This window comes from Sulfuritortus calidifontis (assembly GCF_003967275.1).
Classification (GTDB): domain Bacteria; phylum Pseudomonadota; class Gammaproteobacteria; order Burkholderiales; family Thiobacillaceae; genus Sulfuritortus; species Sulfuritortus calidifontis.
In genome coordinates this window covers 358827-385103 of the sequence record NZ_AP018721.1, presented here as the reverse complement: position 1 = coordinate 385103, position 26277 = coordinate 358827, and the positions used below count along the sequence as shown (strand labels likewise).

General features: G+C 64.9%; 30 protein-coding genes and 3 tRNA genes. 11 read left to right on the top strand and 22 right to left on the bottom strand.

Translation table 11 applies throughout. The annotated features are described in order from the left end of the window. Window positions 1–80: 80 nt before the first annotated feature. The 3 genes from ftsE to rpoH all read left to right on the top strand — a co-directional run bounded on the left by ftsE (window position 81) and on the right by rpoH (window position 2576). Complete coding sequence (gene ftsE, locus EL388_RS02090; RefSeq protein WP_126458894.1) at window positions 81–731, top strand: cell division ATP-binding protein FtsE; 651 nt, start codon at window positions 81–83, stop codon at window positions 729–731. Then, a complete protein-coding gene (gene ftsX, locus EL388_RS02085; RefSeq protein WP_126458891.1) occupies window positions 728–1633 on the top strand; it encodes a permease-like cell division protein FtsX in 906 nt (301 codons plus the stop codon). Before ftsE ends, ftsX begins: the two co-directional genes overlap by 4 nt. An 88-nt stretch (window positions 1634–1721) precedes the next feature. Continuing rightward, window positions 1722–2576, top strand: a complete 855-nt coding sequence (rpoH, locus tag EL388_RS02080) for an RNA polymerase sigma factor RpoH (RefSeq protein ID WP_126458888.1) — start codon at window positions 1722–1724, stop codon at window positions 2574–2576. Window positions 2577–2865: 289 nt separating this feature from the next. Here the strand turns inward: rpoH and EL388_RS02075 are convergent, their stop codons facing one another. Beyond that, window positions 2866–3147, bottom strand: coding sequence for a ComEA family DNA-binding protein (locus EL388_RS02075; RefSeq protein WP_126458885.1), 282 nt, complete (start codon window positions 3145–3147; stop codon window positions 2866–2868). A 201-nt stretch (window positions 3148–3348) separates the two neighbouring features. On the opposite strand from EL388_RS02075, the gene EL388_RS02070 reads away from it, so the two are divergent. Continuing rightward, on the top strand, window positions 3349–3717 hold the full coding sequence (locus tag EL388_RS02070; protein ID WP_126458882.1) for a helix-turn-helix domain-containing protein: 369 nt from the start codon (window positions 3349–3351) through the stop codon (window positions 3715–3717). Next, window positions 3714–4955 (top strand): type II toxin-antitoxin system HipA family toxin, encoded by a 1242-nt coding sequence (locus tag EL388_RS02065; RefSeq protein WP_126458879.1) that lies wholly within the window; start codon window positions 3714–3716, stop codon window positions 4953–4955. Before EL388_RS02070 ends, EL388_RS02065 begins: the two co-directional genes overlap by 4 nt. Before the next feature lie 190 nt (window positions 4956–5145). Here the strand turns inward: EL388_RS02065 and EL388_RS02060 are convergent, their stop codons facing one another. Both EL388_RS02060 and EL388_RS02055 read right to left on the bottom strand, forming a co-directional pair. Then, window positions 5146–5427 carry a ComEA family DNA-binding protein gene (locus EL388_RS02060; RefSeq protein ID WP_126458876.1) on the bottom strand — a complete coding sequence of 94 codons (282 nt, stop codon included), beginning with the start codon at window positions 5425–5427 and terminating at the stop codon, window positions 5146–5148. 189 nt (window positions 5428–5616) lie between these two features. Further along, entirely contained in the window at window positions 5617–6681 is a 1065-nt protein-coding gene (locus tag EL388_RS02055; RefSeq protein WP_126458873.1) for a porin, read from the bottom strand. A 304-nt stretch (window positions 6682–6985) separates the two neighbouring features. Here EL388_RS02055 and EL388_RS02050 point away from each other — a divergent pair, with 304 nt between their 5' ends. After that, window positions 6986–7276, top strand: a complete 291-nt coding sequence (locus EL388_RS02050; protein WP_165919093.1) for a type II toxin-antitoxin system VapC family toxin — start codon at window positions 6986–6988, stop codon at window positions 7274–7276. Between the two features lie 52 nt (window positions 7277–7328). Here the strand turns inward: EL388_RS02050 and trpC are convergent, their stop codons facing one another. From trpC to EL388_RS13790, 3 genes are read right to left on the bottom strand one after another with little or no spacing between them, the layout of a single operon-like run. Further along, a complete protein-coding gene (gene trpC / locus EL388_RS02045) occupies window positions 7329–8198 on the bottom strand; it encodes an indole-3-glycerol phosphate synthase TrpC (protein WP_126458866.1) in 870 nt (289 codons plus the stop codon). Between the two features lie 34 nt (window positions 8199–8232). Beyond that, window positions 8233–9303 (bottom strand): alanine racemase, encoded by a 1071-nt coding sequence (gene alr / locus EL388_RS02040; protein ID WP_126458863.1) that lies wholly within the window; start codon window positions 9301–9303, stop codon window positions 8233–8235. Between the two features lie 16 nt (window positions 9304–9319). Then, a complete protein-coding gene (locus tag EL388_RS13790; RefSeq protein ID WP_232019254.1) occupies window positions 9320–9808 on the bottom strand; it encodes an endonuclease domain-containing protein in 489 nt (162 codons plus the stop codon). On the opposite strand from EL388_RS13790, the gene EL388_RS14170 reads away from it, so the two are divergent. Beyond that, complete coding sequence (locus tag EL388_RS14170; protein WP_232019258.1) at window positions 9689–9931, top strand: hypothetical protein; 243 nt, start codon at window positions 9689–9691, stop codon at window positions 9929–9931. The two genes, EL388_RS13790 and EL388_RS14170, sit on opposite strands and share 120 nt — an antisense overlap. Here EL388_RS14170 and dnaB read toward each other — a convergent pair. The 12 genes from dnaB to EL388_RS01975 form a co-directional block, all read right to left on the bottom strand. Then, a complete protein-coding gene (gene dnaB, locus EL388_RS02030) occupies window positions 9910–11304 on the bottom strand; it encodes a replicative DNA helicase (RefSeq protein ID WP_126458860.1) in 1395 nt (464 codons plus the stop codon). The two genes, EL388_RS14170 and dnaB, sit on opposite strands and share 22 nt — an antisense overlap. A gap of 308 nt (window positions 11305–11612) precedes the next feature. Further along, window positions 11613–12062 (bottom strand): 50S ribosomal protein L9, encoded by a 450-nt coding sequence (gene rplI / locus EL388_RS02025; protein ID WP_126458857.1) that lies wholly within the window; start codon window positions 12060–12062, stop codon window positions 11613–11615. 12 nt (window positions 12063–12074) lie between these two features. After that, on the bottom strand, window positions 12075–12350 hold the full coding sequence (gene rpsR, locus EL388_RS02020) for a 30S ribosomal protein S18 (RefSeq protein WP_126458854.1): 276 nt from the start codon (window positions 12348–12350) through the stop codon (window positions 12075–12077). A gap of 11 nt (window positions 12351–12361) precedes the next feature. Next, on the bottom strand, window positions 12362–12655 hold the full coding sequence (gene priB / locus EL388_RS02015) for a primosomal replication protein N (protein ID WP_126458851.1): 294 nt from the start codon (window positions 12653–12655) through the stop codon (window positions 12362–12364). A gap of 2 nt (window positions 12656–12657) precedes the next feature. Then, window positions 12658–13035: a 30S ribosomal protein S6 gene (gene rpsF / locus EL388_RS02010; RefSeq protein WP_126458848.1), complete on the bottom strand. Its 378-nt coding sequence runs from the start codon at window positions 13033–13035 to the stop codon at window positions 12658–12660. A gap of 149 nt (window positions 13036–13184) precedes the next feature. Next, entirely contained in the window at window positions 13185–15428 is a 2244-nt protein-coding gene (locus tag EL388_RS02005) for an arginine/lysine/ornithine decarboxylase (protein ID WP_126458845.1), read from the bottom strand. A gap of 201 nt (window positions 15429–15629) precedes the next feature. Further along, on the bottom strand, window positions 15630–16196 hold the full coding sequence (gene dcd, locus EL388_RS02000; RefSeq protein WP_126458843.1) for a dCTP deaminase: 567 nt from the start codon (window positions 16194–16196) through the stop codon (window positions 15630–15632). A 72-nt stretch (window positions 16197–16268) separates the two neighbouring features. After that, entirely contained in the window at window positions 16269–17357 is a 1089-nt protein-coding gene (gene apbC, locus EL388_RS01995) for an iron-sulfur cluster carrier protein ApbC (protein WP_126458840.1), read from the bottom strand. A 202-nt stretch (window positions 17358–17559) separates the two neighbouring features. Next, entirely contained in the window at window positions 17560–17925 is a 366-nt protein-coding gene (locus tag EL388_RS01990) for a hypothetical protein (RefSeq protein ID WP_126458837.1), read from the bottom strand. Window positions 17926–17927: 2 nt separating this feature from the next. Continuing rightward, window positions 17928–18521 (bottom strand): CBS domain-containing protein, encoded by a 594-nt coding sequence (locus tag EL388_RS01985; RefSeq protein ID WP_126458834.1) that lies wholly within the window; start codon window positions 18519–18521, stop codon window positions 17928–17930. Between the two features lie 25 nt (window positions 18522–18546). Further along, window positions 18547–19092 carry an RNA pyrophosphohydrolase gene (locus EL388_RS01980; protein WP_126458832.1) on the bottom strand — a complete coding sequence of 182 codons (546 nt, stop codon included), beginning with the start codon at window positions 19090–19092 and terminating at the stop codon, window positions 18547–18549. 62 nt (window positions 19093–19154) lie between these two features. Continuing rightward, a complete protein-coding gene (locus EL388_RS01975) occupies window positions 19155–19946 on the bottom strand; it encodes a fused MFS/spermidine synthase (protein WP_126458829.1) in 792 nt (263 codons plus the stop codon). Window positions 19947–19988: 42 nt separating this feature from the next. Between EL388_RS01975 and EL388_RS01970 the strand changes: the two genes are divergently transcribed. From EL388_RS01970 to EL388_RS01960, 3 genes are all read left to right on the top strand, one after another. After that, window positions 19989–21695, top strand: coding sequence for a proline--tRNA ligase (locus EL388_RS01970; RefSeq protein ID WP_126458826.1), 1707 nt, complete (start codon window positions 19989–19991; stop codon window positions 21693–21695). Then, a complete protein-coding gene (locus EL388_RS01965) occupies window positions 21692–22333 on the top strand; it encodes a lytic transglycosylase domain-containing protein (protein WP_126458823.1) in 642 nt (213 codons plus the stop codon). Before EL388_RS01970 ends, EL388_RS01965 begins: the two co-directional genes overlap by 4 nt. Window positions 22334–22593: 260 nt before the next feature. After that, window positions 22594–23775: an alkaline phosphatase family protein gene (locus EL388_RS01960; RefSeq protein ID WP_126458821.1), complete on the top strand. Its 1182-nt coding sequence runs from the start codon at window positions 22594–22596 to the stop codon at window positions 23773–23775. 46 nt (window positions 23776–23821) lie between these two features. Here the strand turns inward: EL388_RS01960 and EL388_RS01955 are convergent, their stop codons facing one another. Further along, window positions 23822–24286 (bottom strand): YbhB/YbcL family Raf kinase inhibitor-like protein, encoded by a 465-nt coding sequence (locus EL388_RS01955; protein WP_126458818.1) that lies wholly within the window; start codon window positions 24284–24286, stop codon window positions 23822–23824. A gap of 186 nt (window positions 24287–24472) precedes the next feature. Between EL388_RS01955 and EL388_RS01950 the strand changes: the two genes are divergently transcribed. Continuing rightward, the gene (locus EL388_RS01950; RefSeq protein WP_126458815.1) at window positions 24473–25738 is read left to right on the top strand and encodes a putative PEP-binding protein; all 1266 of its coding nucleotides are present in this window, start codon (window positions 24473–24475) and stop codon (window positions 25736–25738) included. 242 nt (window positions 25739–25980) lie between these two features. Here the strand turns inward: EL388_RS01950 and EL388_RS01945 are convergent. From EL388_RS01945 to EL388_RS01935, 3 genes are all read right to left on the bottom strand, one after another. After that, window positions 25981–26056: transfer RNA gene (locus tag EL388_RS01945), tRNA-His, on the bottom strand. A 9-nt stretch (window positions 26057–26065) separates the two neighbouring features. Further along, window positions 26066–26142, bottom strand: a tRNA-Arg gene (locus tag EL388_RS01940). 40 nt (window positions 26143–26182) lie between these two features. Then, window positions 26183–26259, bottom strand: a tRNA-Pro gene (locus EL388_RS01935). Between the last annotated feature and the right edge of the window lie 18 nt (window positions 26260–26277).

Here is a 26277-nt window from a genome sequence, read left to right as displayed (position 1 = left end):
GCATTGGACAGCGGCCAACCGGGCACTTAATCTGTCGCCTGTTTTTTCCGCCCTTTGCGGTTTGAAATGAAACGGCCCGCATGATCGAACTGAACGACGTCACCAAGCGCTACCCCGGCGGGTATGAAGCGGTCTCCCACGTTTCGTTGCAGATCAACAAGGGCGAGATGGTCTTCCTCACCGGCCATTCCGGCGCCGGCAAGAGCACCCTGCTCAAGCTCATCGCCGCGATCGAGCGCCCCACCGCCGGCAGCGTGGTCGTTTTCGGCCAGAACCTCGGGCGCATGCGCCGCTCCGCCCTGCCCTATTTCCGCCGCAACGTCGGCCTGATCTTCCAGGACCACAAGCTGCTCTACGACCGCTCGGTATTCGACAACGTGCTGCTGCCCCTGCACATCCAGGGCGTGACCGGACAGGATGCCAGCAAGCGGGTGCGGGCGGCACTGGACAAGGTGGGTCTGCTCAAGAAGGAGCGCGCCCGGCCGATCACCCTCTCGGGCGGCGAGCAACAGCGGCTGTGCATCGCCCGCGCCATCGTCAGCCGGCCGCAGCTGGTGCTGGCCGACGAGCCGACGGCCAACCTCGACGAGGCCTATGCCGGCGAGATCATGGCCATGTTTCAGGCCTTCAATCAGGTCGGCGTCACCCTGGTGATTTCCACCCATGACCAGGACCTGATCCGCCGCCTTGGCGGCCGCAGCCTGACCCTGGCGGAGGGCAAGCTGGTATGAACGCCTGGCTCACCCATCACGCCCACAGCCTGCGCATCGCGCTTTCGCGCCTGCGCCAGGCGCCCTTCGCCACCCTGTTCACCGTGCTGGTGATCGGCATCGCCATCACCCTGCCGGCCGGACTGTACCTGGTGCTCGACAACGTGAAGCAGGCGGTGGCCGGCATCGAGCCGCGCGCCGAGATCAATATCTTCCTGCGCATCGAGGTGCCCGAGACCGAGGCCCGCCAGCTTGCCGAGACGGTGCGCGCCTGGCCCGAGGTGGCCGCCGCCCGCTTCGTGAGCCGCGACGAGGCGCTGCAACGCCTACAGAAACTGGGCCTGGGCGAAATCACCGCCGGCCTGCCGGCCAACCCCCTGCCCCATGCCGTCGCCGTGACCGCGCGCGACAGCGATCCCAGTGCCCTGGAGGGTCTGGCCGCCAAGTTGCGCCAGCAAAAGCCGGTGGCCGAGGTCAGCCTCGATGGCGAATGGGCCCGGCGCCTCGCCGCCCTGCTCGGCCTGGGCAACCAGGCGGTCTGGCTGTTGGCCGGCCTGCTCGGTCTGGCGCTGGCGGCCATCACCGGCAACACCATCCGCCTGCAGATCTATGCCCAGCGCGACGAGATCGAGGTCGCCCGCCTGATCGGCGCCACCGACCGCTTCATCCGCCGGCCCTTCCTCTATTTCGGCGGACTGCAGGGCCTGTTCGGCGGCCTGGCCGCCTGGGGCCTCACCGCCCTCCTGCTGACCCTGCTGCAAGGTAGCGTCAGCCGCCTGGCCGAGGCCTATGGCAGCCATTTCATCCTGTCCGGCCTGGGCCTCCTCGACGTCGCCGCGCTGCTGACCGCCTCCGGCCTGCTCGGCCTGCTCGGCGCCTGGGTGGCCGTCCTCCATACCCAGCGGTCTTTGGATATCCCTTAAGGAATCATTGTCTTGGGGAACTTGGGGCCATTAGCACTCTCAATGGTTGAGTGCTAAAATCGGCTTCAACTTAACCGGAGGTATGGTCATGACTGCACAGAGCCTGAGCTTCCCCGTCCCGTCCAGTCTGGGCAGCCTGGAGAACTACATCCAGGCGGTCAACCGCTTCCCCATCCTCAGCGCCGAGGAAGAACTCGAACTCGCCCGACGCTTCCATCAGCAACAGGATCTGGAGGCCGCCCGTCAGCTGGTGCTCTCGCACCTGCGCCTGGTCGTCTCCATTGCCCGCGGCTACCTCGGCTACGGCCTGCCGCATGCCGACCTGATCCAGGAAGGCAACGTCGGCCTGATGAAGGCGGTCAAGCGCTACGATCCCGAGCGCGGCGTGCGCCTGGTCTCCTTCGCCGTGCACTGGATCAAGGCCGAGATTCACGAGTACATCCTGAAGAACTGGCGCCTGCTCAAGGTGGCCACCACCAAGGCCCAGCGCAAGCTGTTCTTCAACCTGCGCAGCCTCAAGCAGCACGAGGGCAGCCTGAGCCCCGACGAGGTCGAGTCCATGGCACAGACCCTCAAGGTCAGCCCCGACGACGTGCGCGAGATGGAGACCCGGCTCTATGGCCAGGATGTCTCGCTCGAGGCTTCAAGCGATGACGAGGATAGCCACGCCTTCGCCCCCATCGCCTATCTGGCCGCGCCGGATGCCGAACCCATCGCCGACATCGAGCGCAAGGAACGCGAACACCTCGCCACCACCGGCCTGGCCCAAGCCCTGGACAGCCTGGATGAGCGCAGCCGCCGCATCATACAGGCCCGCTGGCTGAACGAGGAGGACCCCGCCACCCTGCATGAGCTGGCCGCCGAATATGGCATCTCGGCCGAGCGGGTGCGTCAGATCGAGGCCAAGGCCCTGCAGAAGATGCGCGCCGCCCTGAGCCATTGAGCGACGTAGCCAAGAAAACAAAAAGGCCCGCCTAGGCGGGCCTTTTTGTTGGTATCGAGGGGAAATTACAACAGCTTGCCGATCAACACGGTGAACAGGCTCAGCCAGGCCCAGGTGATCAGCGCCACGACCACGGTCATCGGCAGATTGGTCTTGTTGAACAGCTCTTTCATTTCCAGCTCCGCAGTTTCGGTTGCCGCGCATTCTAGCGCATCGTCCTGGCTGGCTCAACGACACCGAGCCCAAACAACAAACGCCCCTTTCGGGGCGTTTGCAGGCAGACTTCGAATTACTTCTTCGGTTTCTCGGCCGGCTTCACCTCGCCCATGGCCAACTCATGCTTCAGCTTGGCCACGCTCGCCTTGCCCAGCCCCTTCACCTTGGTCAGGTCATCGATGCTCCGGTAAGGGCCATGCTTTTCGCGATACTCGATGATCGCCCGCGCCTTGGCAGGCCCCAGGCCCTTGACCGCCTCCAGCTCGGACTGGCTCGCCGTGTTGATATCCACCGCCGCCCAGGCGGGCGAGGCCAGACCGCAAGCAAGAAACAGGACGAACAGCAGTTTTTTCATGGTCATTCTCCCTGTCATTGGAATCGCGCCCGATTGGCGCAAGACAAGCCTAAACCAGGCCTGCCACCGGAAGAATCGGCCAAAAGTTATAGCCTTCGTTGTGCAAAGGCACATCTCCATATTGGCTAGGCGAAAAAGCCACGGCACCTTCTATAGTAAATATACTTTACCATTAAGCCGGAATATGATAACTTTTATGCTATGTCGAAATCGTCTTTAGCTATCAACTCGCTGCCCCCCGAGGCGGCGGCCTCTCTGCAAACCCTGGGTGAGCAGTTCGCGTTGGCGCGCCTGCGGCGCAAAGAATCCCAAAAACAGTGGGCCAGCCGCCTGGGCGTGTCCGTTCCCACCCTGATTCGCCTGGAAAAAGGCGATCCCAGCGTCAGCATGGGCGTGTATGCGACGGCGCTTTGGCTCCTGGGTCTTTCGGGCGGTCTCGCGGAGCTTGCCGCCCCCAGCAAGGACATGCGAGCCCTGGAAACCGATGTCCGTCAGGCCAGCCGACTGCGGGCGGCCAGGGCCCGAACATCCCAGGCAGCGCTGCGTGGCAGGAAGAAGGTGGAACCATGAGTTCGCGTCCCCCTGACACACTCTACCTCTGGTACCTTGGCAATCCGCAAGCCCCTGTCCTGGTTGGCGATCTCCACCTGGTCATGAACCGTCGCGGCGTTTCGTTGCGCTACGACCAAGCCTGGCTTGATCATGGGTTTCCACTCAGCGAGGACCTGCCGCTCAGCGACATCGAGCACTTCCCGCGGGAGAAGGACACGGCCGCAGGCGCCGTCGATGACGCCCGGCCAGACCGCTGGGGCGAACGCGTCATTCGCCTACTCGACCGCCCGCCACGGCTCTCCCTATTGGAATTCCTCTACTACGCCGGCGATGACCGCTTCGGCGCCCTGGGTGTTTCCACCTCCCGACTCGACTACCAGCCACATGAAATCGGGCCTTTGCCCAAACTGGCCGACGTCGACGCGGTACACGAAGTAATTCGCCGCATTCTGGCGCAGGAGCCGGTCGACGAACTACAGAGGCGCCTGCTGGCCCCGGGCGTCACCATGGGCGGCGCCCGGCCGAAGGCCTTGCTTCAACTGGATGACGAGGAATGGGTTCTCAAATTCGCAGAAGCCGACCGGCCCGCCGAGCCCTTGATCGAGCACGCGGCCATGACGCTGGCGGCCAAGGCCGGAATCACCGTCGCCGAGACTCGCCCCATTCGGCTTAGGGACGGCGTAGCCGTGGCTGTCCGCCGGTTCGACCGCCGCTTTGACCATGGGGCTGGCAAGCGCCTACATGCGATTTCCGCCAATGTCGCGCTGAAGGCTGCCAACGCCGAACTGTCCTATCCCAATCTGGCACTACTGCTTAGGCGTCGTGGCGTCATCGACATCCATCGCGCCCAGATGCACGAGCTCTTTCGCCGTCTGGTTTTCAACATCCTCATCGACAACACCGACGACCACGAAAAAAACCACGTCCTCCTGGTCACGGCCAACCAGCACTATGTCCTGGCGCCAGCCTTCGACATCCTGCCCATTGCCCAGTCGCTGGGCTGCCAGGCGATGGTGGTCGGCGAGCGGGGCGCAGAATCGTCCGTCGAGAACGCGCTGACTGCAGCCACCCAGTATTGGCTGACGCCGCATGAGGCCTTGACTGAGGCACGCAAGGTGGCCCAGGTTGTCGACGGCTGGCGTGCGCACTTCGCCGGCTTGGGCCTCGCCAATGCCGACCTCGACGAACTGGCTCATCACATAGACCGCCCCTTTCTGCTGGAGCAGCGCCAAGCCCTGAAGCGCCTTCCGGTCTAGGAAAGCGCTGATTAAACCGTCATAGCCGCGGAGGCGGGTATCTAATTCTTTCATTTGACTGGGTTCCCGCCTACGCGGGAACGACGAAATCAAATAAATCAGCGCTACCAGGCTTTCGCGGCAGCACCGATTTCTGCACCGGCCAGAATGACAAACGCCCCTTTCGGGGCGCTTGCGGGTCATAACCAAACTACTTCCTGTGTTTGCCGGCTGGCTGTGGCTCGGCCTTGGCCAGCTCTTCTCCCAGCTTGGCCACGCTCTCCCTGCTCATCCCCTTCACATTGATCACGTCGTTCAGATTCCTGAACGGGCCGTGTTTTTCACGATATTTGACGATTGCCCTGGCCTTGGCCGGACCCAGGCCGGGGAGTGCCGCCAGATCGGCTTGCGTGGCGCTGTTGATGTCCAGCGCCGCCCAGGCGGGCGAGGCCAGACCGCAGGCAACAAGCAATACGAACAGCCGTTTTTTCATGATCAATCTCCCTATATTGGAATCGCGCCCGATCGGCGCAGAACAAGCCTAAACCAGGCCTGCCGGCGGGAGAATCGGCCAAATGGATGAGGCGACCAGGCCAAAAGTTATAGATGCCTAAACGCTACAAACAAAAAAAACGGGCACCCGAAGGTGCCCGTTCAACACAGACTAACTGGCCAGGCCAGATTAGAAGGTGTGCTTGATGCCGACGGAGAAGGCGCTGGCATCCTTGCCCGTGGCAGGAGTGTACAGCTTGCCGCCGTCGCCCATGCCATAGTCACCACCAGTGCCCTGGCTCAGATCGGCGTAGACAGCGTACAGGGTGGTGCGCTTGGACATGTTGTAGTCCACGCCCACGGTCCACAGGGTGGCATCGTCGCTAGCGTTGGCATCGCTCTCGTTGGCCTTGCCATAGGCGGCCTTCAGGACCATCGGGCCCATGGTGTGGGCCAGGCTCAGGTACCAAGCGTCACGCGAAGTGGCAGAGGCAGCAGTGTCGTTCTCGATGTTCTCGTAGACCACACCGACCTTGGTGTCGCCGAACTTGTAGCCCAGGCCGACTTTCCAGGCATCGTGGGACTTGTTGGCGGTAGAGGCAGCGCCAGCGGCACCGTTGTACACTTCATAAGCGACAGAAGCGAACAGGGGGCCATTGTCGTACATGGCGGCCGCGCTCCAGGCGTCCTTGTTGTCCTGGCCGGCGGTCTCAGGGTTCTGCACGCCAATGTAGGCGACAGCGGCAGTCAGGCCGTTGAAGTTGGGGCTGATGTAGGCCACGGTAGCAGCCGCACGGGTGTCGAACTTGCCAGCGCCACCGTCGTAACTGCCGATGATGGCATTGTAGTCACCCACGGAGTCACCGAACGGGTCCAGACCGCCGGTAGCCATCTTGTAGGGGGTGTCGTGACGACCCAGACGGACCTCACCGAAACCGCCGGCCAGGCCGACGAAGGTGTTGCGGTTGGCGAACACGGGGTCGGTGGTAGCGGCCAGCTTACCAACCTCGGACTCGACCTGCCACACGGCCTTCATGCCACCGCCCAGATCCTCGGTGCCCTTGAAGCCGATGTAGGAGGTGTGGTTGACACCGGTCACCAGGTCGGACTTGTCAGCGCCAGCAACGCCATTGTCGACATCAGCGTAGTCAACGGCGAACGACAGCTTGCCGTAGACGTCGACGTTGGAGGTGGCAGCGAAGGCCGGGGCAGCGAAAGCGCTGAGGGCGGCCAGAGCAATCAGAGACTTCTTCATATAACTCTCCTTTGTTTAAAAAAGCACCCGGGTTTCCGGGAACCGGTAACCTCTCGCGCGAGAAGTTCAGGACGGATTTTCTCAAAGCCGGGCAGGGGGGCTCCAAGGTTTTGTGACTTTTACCTAGGGGTGGGGGTGGGCTTGTTGCTCGCCAGCAACAAGGCGGAGGCGGGTAATTTCCAACCATGCACGACAAATCAACAACTTACAAGATGTTCTTGGTGAAATCGAACAGCCCGGCCAATACTTTCCCCGTTTCAGCGGCCGGCATGGAGGCCTCGCCGGTCTGCCTGGAGGCTGGCCCGTGCTGTGCCTGGTGAGTCACGCCACCGCATGGGAGTTGGCGCTCAAGACCAGCATCGGCCGTCTGGAATTGACCGAGCCGGCCGCAACCTTTCTCGAAAGAGAGGTTCAAGCCAACGGTTTTGCTTTCCTGCCCATTCAGCTTATGCACATCGCCATTGTCGAGCGCTTACCTGTTCAGCACCGCGACCCATTCGACCGTATGCTCGTGGCCCAAGCCCTGGCAGAGGCCCTGCCTTTCGTCAGCGCCGACCAGTCACTCGACATCTACGGCATCAACCGGCTCTGGTGAACGCCACAGCGGGTTGCCAAACTCCGCTCAGTCCTGAAATGACAACGTTGACTTAGCCGGCAAACAGCCGGGCCAACGCCTCCCCCGGCTCGGCCGCCCGCATGAAGGCCTCGCCGACCAGGAAGCTGTTGACACCGTTTTGCCGCATCAGGGCGACGTCGGTCGGGGCGAGGATGCCGCTTTCGGTGATGACGATTCTCTCCCCACCCCACCCCTCCCCGCTTGCGGGGAGGGCGTCAGGCCCCTCCCCCACTGGGTGGGGGAGGCTGGGAGGGGGAGAAGTATGAATGCGTGGCAAGAGATCGAGCGTGGTTTTCAGGCTGACCTCGAAGCTGCGCAGGTTGCGGTTGTTGATGCCGATGAGCGGGGTCTGGAGTTGCAGGGCCTGTTCCAGCTCGGCGGCGTCGTGCGATTCGACCAGGACGGCCATGCCGAGTTGCATGGCCAGGTCCTCCAGTTCCTGCATCTGCGGCAGGCTCAAGGCGGCGACGATGAGCAGGATGCAGTCCGCGCCCATGGCCCGGGCCTCATAGACCTGGTAGGGGTCGATGATGAAGTCCTTGCGCAAAACCGGCAGGGTGCAGGCATCGCGCGCCTCGCGCAGGTAATCCGGCGCGCCCTGGAAGAATTGCCGGTCAGTGAGCACTGACAGGCAGGCCGCGCCGCCCTGCTCGTAGCTTTGGGCGATCTCGGCCGGTTTGAAATCGGGCCGGATGACGCCCTTGCTTGGGCTGGCCTTCTTGATCTCGGCGATCACGGCGGGCTGGCCGGCGGCCAGCTTGGCCCGGATGGCGCCTACGAAGTCGCGCGGCGGCGGCGCCAGCTCGGCGGCCTCGCGCATGGCTTCGAGCGGCTCGGCCCGGCGGGCGGCAGCCACTTCTTCGCGTTTGACGGCAAGGATCTGGTCGAGGATGTCGGACATGGCGGTCTTCCCGGCGCCTGGCTTGGCGCCTTGATCAGTGTTCTTCGATGCGCACCCGCGGCGCGATGGCCGTGAGCAGTTCATAGGCGATGGTGCCGGCGCTGGCCGCCACCTCTTCCACCGGCAGGCCTTCGCCCCAGAGGGTGACGACGCTGCCGACATGGGCGTTGGGAATGGGCGTCAGATCGACGCACAGCATGTCCATGGACACCCGGCCCAGGGTGCGGGTGTGCTGGCCTTCGACCAGGACCGGCGTGCCGGTGCCGGCGTGGCGCGGGTAGCCGTCGGCATAGCCGCAGGCGACGATGCCGATGCGCATGTCCTTGGGCGCGACGAAAGCGCCGCCGTAGCCGACCGCCTCGCCGCGGCGCAAAGGGCGCTGGGCGATGAGCCGGCTCTCCAGGGTCATGGCCGGCAGCAGGCCGAGGTGGCCGCCCGGCTCGTCGGCGAAGGGCGAGGCACCGTAGAGCATGATGCCAGGACGCACCCAGTCGCCCAGGGTTTCCGGGTAGCGCATGAGGGCGGCGGAATTGGCCAGGCTCACGGGCAGAGCGAGGCCCTCGGCGGCCTGACGGAACTCCCGCATCTGCTCGGCGACGCCCACCTCGAACTCGTCGGCGCTGGCGAAGTGGGTCATCAGGGTGATGCTGCCGACCGATTCGGCCGCCTGCAGCAGCTCCACCACCTCCTTGAGCCGCCTGGGACTCAGCCCCAAGCGGTGCATGCCGGTATCGACCTTGACGAAGACATCGATCCGATGATCGAGCCGAGTCCGGGCCAATATCTCGGCCTGGTCCTCGCGATGAACCACCGGCTGCAGGCGCCAGTGGGCGATGGCCGGCAACTCGTCGGGATGGAAGAAGCCCTCCAGCAGCACGATGGGATGGGTGAAGCCGGCGGCGCGCAGGGCCTCGGCCTCGTCCAGGGTGAGCACGGCGAAGCCGTCGGCGGCGCGCAGGGCACGCGCCACGCGCAAGAGGCCATGACCGTAGCCGTTGGCCTTGACCACGGCCAGAACGCGGGCCGAGCCGGCCAGGCGCCGGGCCAGGCCGAGGTTGTGGGCCAGCGCGGCGGTGTCGATGCGGGCGACGAGCGGGCGGGACATAGTTAGTGTTGGCCCTTCACACGGGCTCGCTTGGGAGAGGGGAAAAGAGACGGTGTGGATTATCGCCCCTCACCCTAACCCTCTCCCCGGAGGGGAGAGGGGATAAGTCCGCCTTCGCCTTCCCCCCTCTCCCCTCCGGGGAGAGGGCTGGGGTGAGGGGGGCGGATGCGCCTACCGTGGCCGCGCCCCCTTCTTGGGGGTAAGGAAAGGCAGGGGCTTGATCGGAGCGTTGAGGTGAAGGTCGAGCCTTTAGCAATGCCTGGCGGATCACCTCGAGCACGCCCGCCAAATTACCGAGTACCTCGTTGTTCCAAAACCTCAGCACCCTAAATCCCTGCCTCTGCAAATAAGCCGTCCGCCTGGCATCTTCAGAGGTGGCGGCAGCATGCTGACCACCATCCAGCTCCAGGATAAGTGCCGCTTCGAGACACACAAAATCAGCGATATATGGTCCGATGGCATGCTGACGGCGAAATTTGCAACCCTCCAGCTGTCGGTTCCGCAGCGCCTGCCAGAGCTTGGCCTCGGTATCGGTCTGGGCCTCGCGCAGTGCGCGCCCCCTTTGGATAGAAAGATGCGGGCGTTTCGGCATCGCAACCTGAATAATCAGTTGTTCGGCGTCAGGTAGATGTCGGCCGCGAAGTTCTCGAACCGGGTGTACTCGCCCATGAAGGTCAGGCGCACGGTGCCGGTGGGGCCGTTGCGCTGCTTGCCGATGATGATCTCGGCCGTGCCCTTGTCCTGGCTGTCCGGGTTGTAGACCTCGTCGCGATAGATGAACAGGATGACGTCGGCGTCCTGCTCGATGGCGCCGGATTCGCGCAGGTCGGACATCACCGGCCGCTTGTTCGGCCGCTGCTCGAGCGAGCGGTTGAGCTGGGACAGGGCGATCACCGGCACGTGCAGCTCCTTGGCCAGGCTCTTGAGCGAGCGGGAGATCTCCGAGATCTCGGTGGCGCGGTTCTCGCCGCCGCCGCTGCCGGCCATCAGCTGCAGATAGTCGATGACGATCAGGCCCAGGCGGCCGTCCTTGCACTGGCGGGCCAGGCGCCGGGCACGGGCGCGCACCTCCATCGAGGTCAGGCCGCCGGATTCGTCGATGAACACCGGCGCCTCGTCCAACTGGCCCAAGGCGTGGGTCAGCCGCGGCCAGTCGTCCTCGCTGATGCGACCGGTGCGCAGCTTGTGCTGGTCGAGCTTGCCGACCGAGCCCAGCATGCGCATGACCAGCTGGGTCGCGGCCATTTCCATGCTGAACACCGCCACCGGCAGGCCGGCGGCCAGGGCGACGTTTTCGGCGATATTGAGCGAGAAGGCGGTCTTGCCCATGGACGGACGGCCCGCGACGATGACGAGGTCGCCCGGCTGCAGGCCCGAGGTCTTGGCATCGAGGTCGGCGAAACCGGTGGGCACGCCGGTGATCTCGCTCGGGTTCTCCCGGTTGTACAGCTCGTCGATCCGGTTGACCACCTCGATCAGCACCGGCTTGATCGGCTGGAAACCCTGGCCGCCGCGGGCGCCGGCCTCCTTGATCTCGAACACCTTGGCCTCGGCCTCGTCGAGGATCTCGCTGGCCTTGCGCCCGGCCGGGTTGTAGGACAGCTCGGCGATCTCGGCGCCGACCTCGGCCAGCCGGCGCAGCACGGCCCGCTCGCGCACGATCTCGGCGTAGCGGCGGATATTGGCCGCGGAGGGGGTGTTCTGGGCCAGGGCGGTGAGATAGGCCAGGCCGCCGACCTCGTCGAGCTGGTTGTGCGACTCCAGCGCCTCGGCCACGGTGATCACGTCGGCCGGCTTGTTGTCCTCGATCAGGCGGGTGACCTGCTTCCAGATCAGGCGGTGATCGGCCCGGTAGAAGTCGTATTCGGAGATGGCATCGGCCACCCGGTCCCAGGCGCCGTTCTCCAGCATGAGGCCGCCCAACACCGATTGCTCGGCCTCGACCGAATGGGGTGGCAGCTTGATGGCGGACAGTTCGGGATCGGCGAAGACGGCGGACATGGGGTTGGCTCGTTTGGGGGGTCCATTGTAGTCCCGCCCCCTGAATGACAAAAGGCCGCTCGCGCGGCCAGATGTCAGAGGAATTCCTCTCCCCCCGCGATTCCGGAGGGCAGGGGTTTCACAGAGGGTAGGGTGAGGGGGTCGCGTAGCGGCCTGCTAACAGCCTCATGGACGAAAACTCACGCCCATATTCCCTCTCCCCCACCCCTCTCCCAGAGGGAGAGGGGATCGCGGCTTTCACCCCCCTACCAAAGGGGGAGGGGATAGCGGTTTTCACCCCTCTACCCGTGGGAGAGGGACTTGAGTTTTTAGTGCTCGCCCAGAACCGACACCTTGATGTCGACCGAGACGTCGCTGTGCAGGGCCAGGGTCAGGTCGTAGTCGCCGACCATCTTGAACGGACCCGCGGGCATGCGCACCTCGGACTTGCTCACGTCGAAACCCTGGGCCTTGAGGGCCTCGGCGATGTCGACGTTGGTGACGGAACCGAACAGACGACCGTCGACCCCGGCCTTCTGGGTGATCTGCAACATATAGCCGGCCAGCTTCTCGGCCCGGGCCTGGGCGGCCGCCAACTTCTCGGCGGCGACCTTCTCCAGCTCGGCGCGACGCTGAGCGAACTCTTCCCGGTTGGCGGCAGTGGCCCGCTTGGCCTTGCCCTGGGGGATCAGGAAGTTACGGGCAAAACCGTCCTTGACCCGGACCACATCGCCCAGCCCGCCGAGGTTGACGACCTTTTCCAGCAGAATGATTTCCATGTCGTGCTCCTCTTACTCGTGCAGGTCGGTATACGGCATCAGGGCCAGAAACTGGGCCCGTTTGATGGCGGTGGCCAGCTGGCGCTGATAGTGGGCGCGGGTGCCGGTGATGCGGCCGGGGATGATGCGGCCCTGCTCGGTCAGGAAGTCCTTCAGAACTTCGATGTCCTTGTAGTCGATCTCTTTCACGCCTTCGGCGGTGAAGCGGCAGAACTTCTTGCGGCGGAACAGGGCGCCGCCAGTCTTGCCCTTGCCCTTGGCATCGGGTTTGCGTCGGAAAAACGCCATGGTGATACTCCTTAGATCAATTCGTAATCGGTTACGTGCACGGTCAGCAGGCTGCTGCGGGGGCTCTTGCGGTCGAGGAAGCCGATGAGGCTTACCTGGCTTCCGACTGGGCTCTGGCTCAGTTTCCGGGCGGTCTCGCCGAAGGCGATCGCCTCAACCTCGCACACCACCTGACGTGGCCGACCTGCTTCGTTCTGCTCCGAGCCGTGGGCCAACCGCATCTCTACGGTGGCCACACCGGCCGGGGTGAAGCGCAGGCCGCTGGTTGCCAGGATTTGCCCGGTCAGCTCGACCCGATTGGCCACCCTCAGGCGGCAGCCTCGGCCGACGCCTCCTGCGACTGCGGTGCCAGCATGTTGCGGGACTTCTCTTCCTTCATCATCGGCGAGGCGCCGGTGATGGCCTCGTCGCGCTTGATGACGAGATGGCGCAGGATGGCATCGTTGAAGCGGAAGCCATGATCCAGCTCGTCCAGGGTCTCCTGGTCGCACTCGATGTTCATGAGCACGTAGTGGGCCTTGTGCACCTTCTGGATGCTGTAGGCCAGCTGGCGGCGGCCCCAGTCTTCCAGGCGATGGATCTGGCCACCCTTGGCGGTGATCAGGCTGCGGTAACGCTCGACCATGGCGGGCACCTGCTCGCTCTGGTCCGGATGGACGATAAAGACGATTTCGTAGTGACGCATAACACTCCTTTCGGACTAACGGCCCCCCGTCAGACCAGGCTGGCGCCGGATGCAGCGGTGGAGCAAGGAACCCGGCCTTCGGTGTAAAGACCGGGAAAGGGGCGGAATTCTAATGAAAAATCAGGCGGATAGCAAGCCGTAAACGCGGCTCACGCGACGCAGTCGACGTAATAGCGCACCTTGCCGTCGACCGCCTCCTTGACCAGGCCGTGGATGTCGGTCTCGAAGCCCGGGAACTGCTCGTTGAAGTCGCGGGCGAACTGCAGATAGCGAACGATGGTGCCGTTGAAACGCTCGCCCGGAATCAGCAGCGGAATACCCGGCGGGTAAGGGGTCAGCAGGACACTGGTAATGCGGCCCTCCAGCTTGTCGATCTCCACCCGCTCGATCTCGCGGTGGGCCATCTTGGCGAAGGCGTCGGCCGGCTTCATCGCCGGCGCCATTTCCGACAGGTACATCTCGGTCGTCAGCCGGGCGACGTCGTTGGCCTTGTAGATGCTGTGAATCTGCTCGCACAGATCCTTGAGGCCGATTTTTTCATAACGAGGCTGCTTCTCGATGAACTCCGGCAGCACCTTCCACAGCGGCTGGTTGACGTCGTAATCCGTCTTGAATTGCTGCAGCGCGGTGAGCAGGGTGTTCCAGCGACCCTTGGTGATGCCGATGGTGAACATGATGAAGAAGGAATAGAGGCCGGTCTTCTCGACGATGACGCCGTGCTCGGCCAGGTACTTGGTGACGATGGCGGCCGGAATCCCGCCGTCGGCAAACTCGCCGGAGACGTCGAGGCCGGGGGTGATGATGGTGGCCTTGATCGGGTCGAGCATGTTGAAGCCGGGGGCGATGTCACCGAAGCCATGCCAGCGCTCGTTGTCCTTGAGCATCCAGTCTTCCTGGTCGCCCACGCCCTCGGCCTCCTCGGCCAGGTATTGCGGACCCCAGACCTTGAACCACCAGGATTCGCCGAACTCGCGCTCGACCTTGCGCATGGCGCGGCGGAAGTCCATGGCCTCGACCAGCGACTCCTCGACCAGGGAAGTGCCACCCGGCGGCTCCATCATCGCCGCCGCCACATCGCAGGAGGCGATGATGGCGTATTGCGGCGAGGTCGAGCTATGCATCAGATAGGCCTCGTTGAAGACGTCGCGGTCCAATTGCCGCGTCTGCGAGTCCTGGACCAAAATCTGCGAGGCCTGACTCAGGCCGGCCAGCAGCTTGTGGGTGGACTGGGTGGCGAAGATCATCGAGTCCTTGCAGCGCGAACGCCCCTCGCCGATGGCGTGATAATCGCCATAGAAATCATGGAAGGCGGCGTGCGGCAGCCAGGCCTCGTCGAAATGCAGGGTATCGATCTGGCCGTCGAGCATTTCCTTGATGGTCTCGACGTTGTACATCACGCCGTCGTAGGTCGACTGGGTGATGGTCAGGATGCGCGGCTTCTTGTCCTTGAGCTTGCTGGCGAAGGGGTTGGCCTCGATCTTCTTGCGGATATTCTCGAGCTTGAACTCCTCCAGCGGGATCGGGCCGATGATGCCATAGTGGTTGCGGGTCGGCATCAAGAACACCGGGATCGCCCCGGTCATGATGATCGAGTGCAGGATCGACTTGTGGCAGTTGCGGTCGACCACCACGATGTCGTCCGGCGCCACGGTGGAGTGCCAGACCATCTTGTTCGAGGTCGAGGTGCCGTTGGTGACGAAGAACAGGTGGTCGCAATGGAAGATGCGGGCGGCATTGCGTTCGGAGGCCGCCACCGGGCCGGTGTGGTCGAGCAGCTGGCCCAGCTCGTCGACCGCGTTGCAGACGTCGGCGCGCAACAGGTTCTCGCCAAAGAACTGGTGGAACATCTGGCCGATCGGCGACTTCAGGAAAGCGACGCCGCCGGAGTGGCCCGGGCAGTGCCAGGAATAGGAGCCGTCCGAGGCGTAATGGGTGAGCGCCCGGAAGAAGGGCGGCACGATGGAGTCGAGATAGGTCTTGGCCTCGCGCACGATGTAGCGGGCCAGGAATTCCGGCGTGTCCTCCAGCATGTGGATGAAGCCGTTCAGCTCGCGCAGGATGTCGTTCGGGATATGGCGCGAGGTGCGGGTCTCGCCATGCAGGAAGATCGGAATCTCGGCGTTGCGGAAGCGAATCTCCTCGACGAAGGCGCGCAACTCGGCGATGGTCTCCTCCTCCTCGTTGGCCAGTTCCTCGTCGTCGACCGAGAGGATGAAGGCCGAGGCGCGCGACTGCTGCTGGGCGAAGGAGGACAGGTCGCCGTAGCTGGTCACGCCCAGCACCTCCATACCCTCGTCTTCGATGGCCTTGGCCAGCGCGCGGATGGACAGGCCGCTCTGGTTCTCGGAGCGGAAGTCTTCGTCGATGATGACGACGGGGAAACGGAAGCGCATGACCTAACTCCATTCACCCCCTCTCCCACCGGGAAAGGGGCCGGGGGTGAGGGTTGAATCGTCCGAGCCCTCACCCTAACCCTCTACCCTACAGGGCATAAATCCCGGAGGCAGAGGGGATTAAAGGAAAGCGCGGATTATAGGGAGCATCCGGCCGGCGTGGGGCAGAAATTGCATTGCCGCCCGACACGGCGATTTTGCCTATATTTTAGGCAGGGTGACGCCGGTCTGGCCCTGATATTTGCCGCCCCGGTCGCGGTAGGAGGTTTCGCACACCTCGTCCGACTCCAAAAACAGCATCTGGGCCACGCCCTCGTTGGCATAGATGCGCGCCGGCAGCGGCGTGGTGTTGGAGAATTCCAGGGTCACGTGGCCCTCCCACTCCGGCTCCAGGGGGGTGACATTGACGATGATGCCGCAGCGGGCATAGGTGCTCTTGCCCAGGCAGATGGTCAGCACGTTGCGCGGGATGCGGAAGTACTCGACGGTGCGGGCCAGGGCGAAGGAGTTGGGCGGGATGATGCAGGACTCGCCCTTCACCTCGACGAAGCTGTTGGGGTCGAAGGCCTTGGGATCGACGATGGTGGTGTTGATATCGGTGAACAGCTTGAATTCGTTGGCGCAGCGAACATCGTAGCCATAGCTCGAGGTGCCATAGGACACGATGCTGCGGCCGTTGACGTTCTTGACCTGGCCCGGCTCGAACGGCTCGATCATGCCATGCTGCTCGGCCATGCGCCGAATCCAGTTGTCCGATTTGATGCTCATCGCGAATTTAGGCCCAAAAATGAAAAAAGCGTGAGGCATGATACCTCACGCTTTCGCCAAGCCCAACGAGGCTCAGGTATTCTGGATCACGATGCTGGGGAATTTGGCGCTGTGGTCCACCGCCAGGTCGCCGACCTTGACCGCCACCCGGCGGGCGATCTGGCGGTAGATCTCGGCGATGCGCGACTCCGGCTCGGCCACCACGGTGGGCTTGCCGGCATCGGTCTCCTCCCGGATGCGGATGTCGAGCGGCAGGCCGCCCAGGAACTCGACGCCGTAGTCGGCACACATCTTCTGGCCGCCGCCGACGCCGAAGATCGGCTCCTCGTGGCTGCACTTGGAGCAGATGTGCAGGCTCATGTTCTCGACCACGCCGAGGATGGGCACGCCCACCTTCTCGAACATCTTCAGGCCCTTGCGCGCGTCGATCAAGGCGATGTCCTGCGGCGTGGTGACGATCACCGCGCCGGTCACCGGCACGCGCTGGGCCAGGGTGAGCTGAATGTCGCCGGTGCCCGGCGGCAGGTCGACCACCAGGTAATCGAGGTCTTTCCACTTGGTGTTGTTGAGCAGCTGCTCGAGCGCCTGGGTGACCATGGGGCCGCGCCAGACCATGGGGGTGTCGACGTCGATCAGGAAGCCGATGGACATGGCCTGGATGCCGTGGCCGATCATGGGCTCCAGGCTCTCGCCGTCCTCGGACATCGGGCGGCCGTGAATGCCCAGCATGGTCGGCTGTGACGGGCCGTAGATGTCGGCGTCGAGCATGCCGACGCTGGCACCCTCGGCGGCCAGGGCCAGGGCCAGGTTGACCGCGGTGGTCGACTTGCCGACACCGCCCTTGCCGGAGGCGACAGCGATGATGTTCTTGACGCCGGGGATCAGCTTGACGCCCTTCTGCACGCCATGGGCAACGATCTTCCAGGACACGTTGGCAGTGGCCGACTCGACCCCGGCCATGGTCTTGATCTTGTCCTCGACCATCTGCTTGATCTCGCCCTGGACCATCTTGGCCGGGTAGGGCAGGATCACGTCGAGGCTGACCTTGCCGCCGTCGATCTTGATGTTCCGCACCGATTTGGTGCTGACGAAATCCCGCTGGGTGTTGGGATCGATAAGCTCCTTGAGGGCCGTTTGGACTTGCTGTTCGGTAACCGACATCGTTCAACCTCTGCTCAAAATAAATAAAGCTATCGCCCGTACGCCAGGCCGCTTCCCGCACAAGGGGTTCGGGACAAGTGATGGCGATCCGTGGAATTTCAAGGCCACCGGCGAGGAAGACCGCCAGGCAGCCGAAACCATTAGTAGTTTAGTATTTTACTCAATTATTATCCGCCTGACCACTCCGATTCTGTCGGCCAGCTCAGCCGGCCATGTCCGGGACATGGCCGACCAGGCGCAACTGCGGGGCCGCAGCCCGCAAGGCCGCCACCAGCTCCGACCCCAGCCCCGGCCGGCAGCGGTGGGACACCCAAAGCAGATTGAGCTGCAAATTGAAGTCGGCAAAGACCACCGCCGAATCGAAGCGCTTGAGCACCCCTTCGACCAGGGTCAGCCAAGGCGCCAGCTCCTCCGCATCGCGACCCTTGAGCGCGGGCGCGATCATCATGAAATCGGCCAAGCGCTGCCCTTCGGCATCGCGCTTCGGTACCCGCTGCCAGAGCGGCTGGCTGGCCTGCCAGTTCGGTGCGCCCAGGACCGCCTGAGCCGAGCGCACCGTCAGGCGCATGACTAGCGGATCAGTTCCGCCCCGATCTCGGCGAAGGTGCGGGCGACTTCCATGGTCTGCACCGGGGCGCCAAGCTGGCGGCTGATCTGGGAAGCGGAGAACAGGCCGCGCACGATCTGGCTGCGATCGGTCTGACGCTCGGCGACCAGGGCATGCTGCCGGCCGCAGGCCTGCAGGGTGGCGATGACGTCGCCGACCTTGGCCTTGATCACGTCGTCCATGCACAGCACCTCGAGCTTCTCGCGCGGGCTCATGATGTCCTTGACCAGGACGTCGGTATGGCGGATGCCCTGGGTCTGGATGATCTGCATCGGCTTTTCGCTGGTCAGGTCGGTCGAGGTGACCAGGCCCAGGATATGGTTCTGCTCGTCCACCACCAGAAGCAGGCGGACAGCGCGGTTGATCATCTTGAGCCGGGCCGATTCGATATTCTCCAGCGGGTGGGTGGTATGCGCGGTCACCTCGCGGAAGTCGGTCATCACCATCAGCGCCGGGTCGTCCAGACCCACGCTATTGGCCAGCTCCTGGGTCGGCTTCTGGAAGGTGGCACCTTTCTGGACCGGGGCGGAGGGGATGGCGCTATAGCTCTTGCTCATGTATTTTCCCTATTGAATCATGAAGTTATCTATCATTCCCACGGCCACCATGGGCATGGGCGGGGTGGAGATAAGGGTGACGCACCCGCGGCAGGGCGTCAACCTGCAAGAAGCGTTCGAGTTCGCCCAGGGCCAGGCGGTAGACCTCGCGCTTGAACTCGACCACCTCCTCGACCGGCTGCCAGTATTGGTTCCAGCGCCAGGCATCGAATTCCGGGTGTTCGCTGGCCTTGAGCCGGACATCGCATTCGCGGCCGGTCAGGCGCAACAGAAACCAGATCTGCTTCTGGCCGCGGTAATGGCCGCGCCATTCGCGCCGCACCCAGTCCTTGGGCACGTCGTATTTGAGCCAACCCCGGGTCCGGCCGAGGATGCGCACATGTTCGGGCGCCAGGCCGACCTCCTCGGTCAGCTCCCGGAACATGGCCTCTTCCGGCGATTCGCCGCTCTTGATCCCGCCCTGGGGAAACTGCCACGAGGGCTGGCGGATGCGCTTGCCCCAGAACACTTCGTTGCGGGCATTGCAGAGCACAATCCCGACGTTCGGCCGGTAACCGTCCTTGTCGATCATGGCCGCACCTTACCTATTCATAAACCGGTCACATTCTCCCACCCTTCGCGGCGGGAGAAAAGTCAGCCGCCAGTCAGGACGAAGCCCTGGTCGCTCACGGCATTGAACACCCGCATGCGCTCGAGGAAAGCCGGAAACTCCAGGCCGAGCCCGCGCTCCAGCGCCCGCGCCCGTTCGGCCAGGGGCACGAAACCCGTCTCCGGCAGCGGCGGCTTGAAGCCGAACACGATGATGTTGCTCTTCCTCTCAGCCGGCAGGATCAGGGTGTGGTGATCAAAAGCCGCATTGATCCGGTGCAGGTAGAGGCCGAAGCGGTCCTCCGAGCCCCAGAGGTTGAAGGCAGCCACCCCGCCCGGCCGCAGATGGGCATGGCAGTCCCGGTAGAACGCCTCGCTGGCCAGCGCCTCGACGATGCGCTTGGCATCGTAGGCATCGACCAGCAGCACGTCCCGGCTCTCCGGCTGCTCGCGCACGAAGGCCGCGCCATCGGCCGCCAGCACGGTCAGCCGTTCGTCGTCGGGCGGCAGGAAGAAATAGGCGCGCGCCGCCAAGATCACCTCCGGATTGAGTTCCACCGCGGTCAGCCGACATGCCGGCAGTTTGCGGTGGAAGTACTTGGCGATGGAGCCGCCGCCCAGGCCGATCAGCGCCGCCTCGCGCGGCGCGGGATGGAACAGCAGAAAGCCCATCATCGCCCGGGTATATTCCAGCTCCAGGGCGAACGGATCGCGCAGGCGCATGGCGCTCTGCACGGCGCTGCCGCCCAGATGCAGGAAGCGGATGCCGCCCTTTTCGCTCACCTCGACCGGATCGAGGCCCCCTTGCCCCTGGCGCTGCCTTGAAAACAACCGCATTTGCTAGAATCCGCGCTTTATTCCAAAGCCCCCAAGCCTATCATGCGCACCTCCCGATTTTTCCTCTCCACCAGCAAAGAGGCCCCGGCCGAGGCCGAACTCGTCAGTCACAAACTGATGCTGCGGGCCGGCCTGATCAAGCGCCTGGGCTCCGGCCTCTATACCTGGATGCCGCTCGGCCTGCGCGTGCTGCGCAAGGTGGAGGCCATCGTGCGCGAGGAGATGGACCGCGCCGGCGCGATCGAGCTGCTCATGCCCGCGGTGATCCCGGCCGAGCTGTGGCAGGAATCCGGCCGTTGGGACGTGTTCGGCCCGCAGATGCTGAAGATCAAGGACCGCCACGAGCGCGACTTTCTGTTCGGCCCCACCCACGAGGAGGTGATCACCGACATCGCCCGCAAGGAAATCCGCTCCTACCGCCAGCTGCCGGTGAACTTCTACCAGATCCAGACCAAGTTCCGCGACGAGATCCGGCCCCGCTTCGGCGTCATGCGCGCGCGCGAGTTCCTGATGAAGGACGCCTATTCCTTCCATGCCGACGCGGCCAGCCTGGACGAGACCTACTGCGCGATGTACGACACCTACAGCCGCATCTTCACCCGGCTGGGTCTCAAGTTCCGCGCCGTGGCGGCGGACACCGGCGCCATCGGCGGTTCCGGCTCGCACGAGTTCCACGTGCTGGCCGACTCGGGCGAGGACGCCATCGCCTTTTGCCCCAACTCGGACTACGCCGCCAACGTGGAGATGGCCGAGGCCCTGCCGCCCACGGGCAGCCGGCCGGCACCGGGCCAGGCCATGCAGGAAGTGGCCACTCCGGGCAAGCACAGCATCGCCGAGGTCAGCGCCTTCCTCGGGGTCCCGGCCGACAAGGTGGTCAAGACCCTGATCGTCAAGGGCGAGAAGGGCCTCATCGCCCTGCTCCTACGCGGCGACCACGCGCTGAACGAGGTCAAGGCCGGCAAGCTGACCGGGGTCTTCTCCCCCCTGACCTTCGCCTCGGACGCCGAGGTGCATGCCGCCGTCGGCTGTCCGCCCGGCTCGATCGGTCCGGTCGGCCTCAAGCTGCCCATCATCGCCGACCGCGCGCTGATGAACCTGGCCGACTTCGTCTGCGGCGCCAATGCCGCCGGTTATCACCTCACCGGCGTCAATTTCGGCCGCGACCTGCCGGAGCCGATGTTCGCCGACATCCGCAACGTGGTCGAGGGCGACCCCAGCCCGGACGGCAAGGGCCAGCTCGGCTTGTGCCGGGGTATCGAGGTGGGCCACATCTTCAAGCTCGGCACCAAGTACTCCGAGGCGCTGCAGGCCAAATTCCTCGACGAGCAGGGCAAGAGCCAGACCATGATCATGGGCTGCTACGGCATCGGGGTATCGCGCATCGTCGCCGCCGCCATCGAGCAGGGTCACGACGAGCGCGGCATCGTCTTCCCCCCGAGCATCGCGCCGTTCGAGCTGGCCATCGTCGCCCTGGGCTACCGCAAAAACCCGGCGGTCAAGGAGGCGGCCGACGCCCTCTATAATCAGCTGAAAGCGGCCGATATCGATGTGGTGCTGGACGACCGCGACGAGCGGCCGGGCGTGATGTTCGCCGACATGGAACTGATCGGCGTGCCGCACCGGGTGGTGGTGAGCGAACGCGGCCTGAAAGAGGGCCAGTTGGAATACCAGGGCCGGCAGGACGCGACGGCGACCAAGCTGCCGCAGGCCGAGGCGGCGAAGCAAATCGAGGAGCGGGTCAAGGCGTGAGCAAGGACGGGATTCGGGCTCTGATTCTGGCGCTGGGGCTGACGGCGGGCGCCGCCTTGGCCGGCGCCCAGAAATACGAGCCCTTGTCCGACAGCGTCAAGGCGCAGCTCTCGAAGACCGTGGCCGACAGTGCGGTCGAGGCCGCCTTCGCCGATGCGCCCGAGGTCCAGGCCTGGCTGAGCGTGCTCTCCCAGCGCCTGGCCCGCTTCATCCCGGATGCCGAATACCGCCGCGACTTCCTCGAAACCGTCCATTACGAGGCCACCCGCGCCGGGCTCGACCCGGAGCTGGTGCTGGGCCTGATCGAGGTGGAGAGCGGCTTTCGCAAATACGCCGTGTCCAGCGCCTCGGCCCGCGGCTACATGCAGGTGATGCCGTTCTGGGTGGACCTGATCGGCAGCCGCGAGCAGAATCTGTTCCATCTGCGCACCAATCTGCGCTATGGCTGCACCATCCTGCGCCATTATCTGGATATCGAGCGGGGCGACCTGTTCCGGGCGCTCGGCCGCTACAACGGCAGCCTGGGCCAGGCCCAATACCCCAACGCCGTCTACGCCGCCTGGCGCAAGCGCTGGACCACCGGGGTGCTGCCGGCCAGCTTCCAGCCGGCGCCGCGACCGATCAAAAAAGGCGGCTGAGCGCGCGCCCGGTAACAGGCCGTTGAAAAACGTAGCGAGGATGGCCAGATGCAAGGCGATTGGGGCGCAGCGACCGAGAAAACGAACGAAGTGAGTTTCGGCGCAGCCACATATCAAATAGATAAGCGAGGGAGCGAAAACGAAGTTTTGGCGCAGGCCAACCTCGGCGCCGCCGAGGTTAAGCGAAGCGGCCGAAGCCAACACCGCGCAACGCCGCAGATGGCCCACCGCAGTAGTTTTTCAACGGCCTGGTAAACGGCATGGCGCCGATGGACCCAGCCGGGACATCCCCCCTGTGCCTGCCCGATTATGCCGGCGGCAGCCTGGTCAATCTCATGAGCAGCCTCACCCTCGGCCTGGGCGCGGCAAGCCCCTATCCCCCACTCCAGCTGCTGCCGCCCCAGGAAGTGGCGGCAGCACGCCATGTGCTGCTCCTGGTGGTGGACGGCCTGGGCCACGCCTGGTTACAGCGCGGCACCGACACCCTGCGCCGGCACCTGCGCGGGGCGATGACCTCGGTTTTCCCCTCGACCACGGCGAGCGCCATCCCGACCTTTCTCACCGGCCTAGCCCCGCAACAGCATGGCCTGACCGGCTGGCACATGTATTTCCGCGAAATCGGCGCCATCGCCGCCCCCCTGCCCTTTCGCCTGCGCACCGGACGCCAGGCCCTGCGCGCGGCGGGGGTCAGCCCGGCCGCGCTTTTGGGGCTGAGCCCCCTTTGCGACCGCCTGGCCCGGCCCTGCCATGTGCTGGCACCCCAGCACATCGTCCATTCCGATTTCAATGTCGCCCTCTCGGGCCGGGCCCGGCGCCACGGCTACGGCAAACTGGCAGAACTGTTCGCCCTTTTGCGCCAATTGCTGGGTGAGTCCGAACCGAGCTACCTCTATGCCTATTGGCCCGAACTGGACAGTCTGGCGCACGAGCACGGCAGCGTGAGCGCCCCGGCGGCGCAGGCCCTGGCCGAGCTGGATGCCGCCTGCGCCGAGCTGTTCGCCAGCGCGCGCGGCAGCGACAGCCTGATCATCGTCACCGCCGATCACGGTTTCATCGACACCACGCCGGCCGACACTCTCGATCTGGAAGAGCACCCGCAGCTGCGCCAAACCCTGCGCCTGCCCCTATGCGGCGAGCCGCGCGTGGCCTATGCCTATGTCCGGCCCGGCCACGAGCGGCAGTTCGAGGCCTATGTCGAGGCGCAATGGGCCGGGCGCGTGCTGTGCCTCAAGCGCGACGAGGTGCTGGCCCGCGCCTGGCTCGGGCCCGGGGCACCCCATCCGGCCTTGGCCGAGCGTCTGGGTGACTATGTGCTCATCGCCCAGGGCCGCACCATCCTGCGCGACTGGCTCTTGGGCGAAGAGCGCTACCGGCACATCGGCGTGCATGGCGGGCTGAGCCCCGCGGAGATGCAGGTGCCCCTGGTGACGCTGCACGGCTAGGAGCCTGTCGGGACAACGCGCAGGGGGGATTAAGTCCGACAAGCTCCTAGCGCCGACGGCTGTAGGTGCCCACCAATTCCGCATGGGCCAGGACGTGCCCTTGCAGGGCACGCTCCAGCGCGGCCTTGTTCGGCCTGCCCAGGTCGGGCAGCACCACGTCCAAGGCATAGAGCTTGTGAAAATAACGATGGCGCCCGATCGGCGGACAGGGCCCGCCGTAGCCGGTGCGGCCCCAATCGTTGACGCCCTCGCGTGTCCCGGGCGGCAGGCTTCGGGTCGCCTCCGCCACTCCTGGACAGTCCGGCGGCAGGTTGTACAGCAGCCAATGCACCCAGCTCCGGCGCGGGGCGGCCGGGTCAGGCACGTCGGGATCGTCGACGATGAGCACCAGGCTCTTGGCCTCGGCAGGCACATCGCTCCAGTCGAGCGGCGGCGACAGGTCCTGACCGTCGCAGGTGTACTTGGCGGGAATCGGCTCATTGTGCGCGAAGGCGCTGGAACGGATCTGCATCTGGAACCCCCTGGCTCGGAAAGGGCGGGGCCGCTCGATCGTCCGGCGGACATCCAGCCTGCCGGCATTGTCCCAAGCGGACCTTCTATCAATCTAGGCGATTTCCCGCCAGCGGCGGTCAAGGCCAGCGGCCGGGCGTTTCGCCCGGTCGAATCGGTCTAGTTTGAGAGGGAAGGAGGATTGCCCATGTCCCCGCAGACAGACTCACGCCCTGGCGTCGCCCCCTTCGTCCCCGGACGGGCGAGCGGCACGCTGCGCTTCGGCGCCGCCGCGGCGGCCGCCGACAGCCTCGTCGTGCTGCATCAACACGAGCTCACCGCGCTGCAGGGACAGCCCGCCGGCGTCATCCTCCTAGACGGCGCGCCCTTTTCCCATCCCGCCCTGCGCCTTTTGAGCCTGGGCATTCCCACCGTGTTGGCGACCACGGCAAGCCTTTCGGGCCTGACCGAGGGCATGTTGCTGCACCTGGATGGCCAAGCTGGCCTGTTGAGCCGCCAGGCGCTGCCGGCCGCGGCGGTCCCCCTCGCACCGGCACCGGGCGAAACCATCGACACGGCGGACGGCGTGGCGATCGAACTGCGCGCCAGCGTGGGCAGCGTCGCCGGCGCGGCTTGGGCCCTGAGCCAGGGCGCCGCGGCGATCGGCCTGGTGCGATCGGAATATCTGTTTCCGGCCGATGGCCGCCAGCCCGATCTCGCCTATCTCACCAGGGCCTTCTCCGAACTGTGCCAGGCGGCCGCGCCCTTGTCCGTCACTTTCCGCCTGATCGACATCGCGGGCGACAAGCGACCGCCCTGGCTGGGCGAGATCCCCGGCATCGCCGGCGTGCTGGGCCTACAGGGCGCCCGGCTGTATCGGACCGAGCCGGTGCGCCAGGTCTATTTGAACGAGCTGGCGGCCTTGGCCGAGCTCGCCGGGACCTACCGCGTGGCGGCCTTGCTCCCCTATGTCACGGATGTAGCGGAACTGGAGCAGCTGCTGACGGAGATTCGGACTTACCTGCCCAAGCCGGTCCGGCTGGGCAGCATGCTGGAGACCCCCGCCGCCGCCCTGGCGGTCAACGAATTCCTCGGCGCCGCCGACTTTGCCGCCCTAGGCTGCAACGATTTGATGCAATGCCTGTTCGCGGCCGAGCGCGACCAGCCGGAACTGAGCCGCTGGCTGGATCCTTATGCGCCGACGCTCTACCGCTTTCTCGACATGGTGGCGCGCCGTGCCGGCCCCAAGACCCCGGCCATCCAGGTCTGCGGTCTGCTCTCGCAACTGCCCGGCGTGCTGCCCGTGCTGATCGGCCTGGGTTACCGCTGCTTTTCCGTGGCCCCCGTGACCCTGCCCTGGCTGGCGGCCACCGTACGCCAGACCGACAGCCACCGGGCCCGGTACCTGACCTATCGCGCCTGCCAGGCCAGTCGCGCCGAAGAGGTCAAGCAGTTGCTCCAAGCCACGAGCTGAAGGCGCGGCCGGAATTACAATCCAACCGCCCGGCACGGGCGGGTCGCCGCCAAGGGGGGAAAGGGAAGATGGGGCGATGGATGGGGATCGAACCCACGACACCTGGAGCCCAGCCTGGCGTAGCCCGGCTGCAATGGAGGCTAACCCGAGCCGCAGGTGAGGGTTAAGCGCCGCAGGCGCGGCCGGAATTACAATCCAACCGCCCGGCACGGGCGGATCGCCGCCAAGTAGGAAAGGGAAGATGGGGCGATGGATGGGGATCGAACCCACGACACCTGGAGCCACAATCCAGTGCTCTACCAACTGAGCTACCACCGCCACTAAAACTGGCCTGCCCGACAGGGATCGAACCTGTAACCCCCAGCTTAGAAGGCTGGTGCTCTATCCAATTGAGCTACGGGCAGATCTCCCGCGGGCTGGCTGCAAACGAGGCCCGGTCAACGCTGGTCGGGGTGGAGGGATTCGAACCCCCGACATCCTGCTCCCAAAGCAGGCGCGCTACCGGGCTGCGCTACACCCCGAAACTGAGTTTCAGTGTG

What these genes read in the sequence shown, in the direction of transcription:
- EL388_RS01970 (WP_126458826.1), top strand. Translation starts at nt 19,989, where the DNA reads ATGCGCACCTCCCGATTTTTCCTCTCCACCAGCAAAGAGGCCCCGGCC.
- trpC (WP_126458866.1), bottom strand. Translation starts at nt 8,198, where the DNA reads ATGTCCGACATCCTCGACCAGATCCTTGCCGTCAAACGCGAAGAAGTG.
- ftsE (WP_126458894.1), top strand. Translation starts at nt 81, where the DNA reads ATGATCGAACTGAACGACGTCACCAAGCGCTACCCCGGCGGGTATGAA.
- EL388_RS01985 (WP_126458834.1), bottom strand. Translation starts at nt 18,521, where the DNA reads ATGAGCAAGAGCTATAGCGCCATCCCCTCCGCCCCGGTCCAGAAAGGT.
- ftsX (WP_126458891.1), top strand. Translation starts at nt 728, where the DNA reads ATGAACGCCTGGCTCACCCATCACGCCCACAGCCTGCGCATCGCGCTT.
- rpsR (WP_126458854.1), bottom strand. Translation starts at nt 12,350, where the DNA reads ATGGCGTTTTTCCGACGCAAACCCGATGCCAAGGGCAAGGGCAAGACT.
- EL388_RS02005 (WP_126458845.1), bottom strand. Translation starts at nt 15,428, where the DNA reads ATGCGCTTCCGTTTCCCCGTCGTCATCATCGACGAAGACTTCCGCTCC.
- EL388_RS14170 (WP_232019258.1), top strand. Translation starts at nt 9,689, where the DNA reads ATGCTGACCACCATCCAGCTCCAGGATAAGTGCCGCTTCGAGACACAC.
- EL388_RS01980 (WP_126458832.1), bottom strand. Translation starts at nt 19,092, where the DNA reads ATGATCGACAAGGACGGTTACCGGCCGAACGTCGGGATTGTGCTCTGC.
- rplI (WP_126458857.1), bottom strand. Translation starts at nt 12,062, where the DNA reads ATGGAAATCATTCTGCTGGAAAAGGTCGTCAACCTCGGCGGGCTGGGC.
- EL388_RS01990 (WP_126458837.1), bottom strand. Translation starts at nt 17,925, where the DNA reads ATGCGCCTGACGGTGCGCTCGGCTCAGGCGGTCCTGGGCGCACCGAAC.
- EL388_RS02065 (WP_126458879.1), top strand. Translation starts at nt 3,714, where the DNA reads ATGAGTTCGCGTCCCCCTGACACACTCTACCTCTGGTACCTTGGCAAT.
- EL388_RS01950 (WP_126458815.1), top strand. Translation starts at nt 24,473, where the DNA reads ATGTCCCCGCAGACAGACTCACGCCCTGGCGTCGCCCCCTTCGTCCCC.
- EL388_RS02060 (WP_126458876.1), bottom strand. Translation starts at nt 5,427, where the DNA reads ATGAAAAAACGGCTGTTCGTATTGCTTGTTGCCTGCGGTCTGGCCTCG.
- EL388_RS02055 (WP_126458873.1), bottom strand. Translation starts at nt 6,681, where the DNA reads ATGAAGAAGTCTCTGATTGCTCTGGCCGCCCTCAGCGCTTTCGCTGCC.
- EL388_RS01975 (WP_126458829.1), bottom strand. Translation starts at nt 19,946, where the DNA reads ATGCGGTTGTTTTCAAGGCAGCGCCAGGGGCAAGGGGGCCTCGATCCG.
- rpoH (WP_126458888.1), top strand. Translation starts at nt 1,722, where the DNA reads ATGACTGCACAGAGCCTGAGCTTCCCCGTCCCGTCCAGTCTGGGCAGC.
- dnaB (WP_126458860.1), bottom strand. Translation starts at nt 11,304, where the DNA reads ATGTCCGCCGTCTTCGCCGATCCCGAACTGTCCGCCATCAAGCTGCCA.
- rpsF (WP_126458848.1), bottom strand. Translation starts at nt 13,035, where the DNA reads ATGCGTCACTACGAAATCGTCTTTATCGTCCATCCGGACCAGAGCGAG.
- EL388_RS01960 (WP_126458821.1), top strand. Translation starts at nt 22,594, where the DNA reads ATGGCGCCGATGGACCCAGCCGGGACATCCCCCCTGTGCCTGCCCGAT.
- EL388_RS02070 (WP_126458882.1), top strand. Translation starts at nt 3,349, where the DNA reads ATGTCGAAATCGTCTTTAGCTATCAACTCGCTGCCCCCCGAGGCGGCG.
- EL388_RS02075 (WP_126458885.1), bottom strand. Translation starts at nt 3,147, where the DNA reads ATGAAAAAACTGCTGTTCGTCCTGTTTCTTGCTTGCGGTCTGGCCTCG.
- EL388_RS01955 (WP_126458818.1), bottom strand. Translation starts at nt 24,286, where the DNA reads ATGCAGATCCGTTCCAGCGCCTTCGCGCACAATGAGCCGATTCCCGCC.
- apbC (WP_126458840.1), bottom strand. Translation starts at nt 17,357, where the DNA reads ATGTCGGTTACCGAACAGCAAGTCCAAACGGCCCTCAAGGAGCTTATC.
- alr (WP_126458863.1), bottom strand. Translation starts at nt 9,303, where the DNA reads ATGTCCCGCCCGCTCGTCGCCCGCATCGACACCGCCGCGCTGGCCCAC.
- dcd (WP_126458843.1), bottom strand. Translation starts at nt 16,196, where the DNA reads ATGAGCATCAAATCGGACAACTGGATTCGGCGCATGGCCGAGCAGCAT.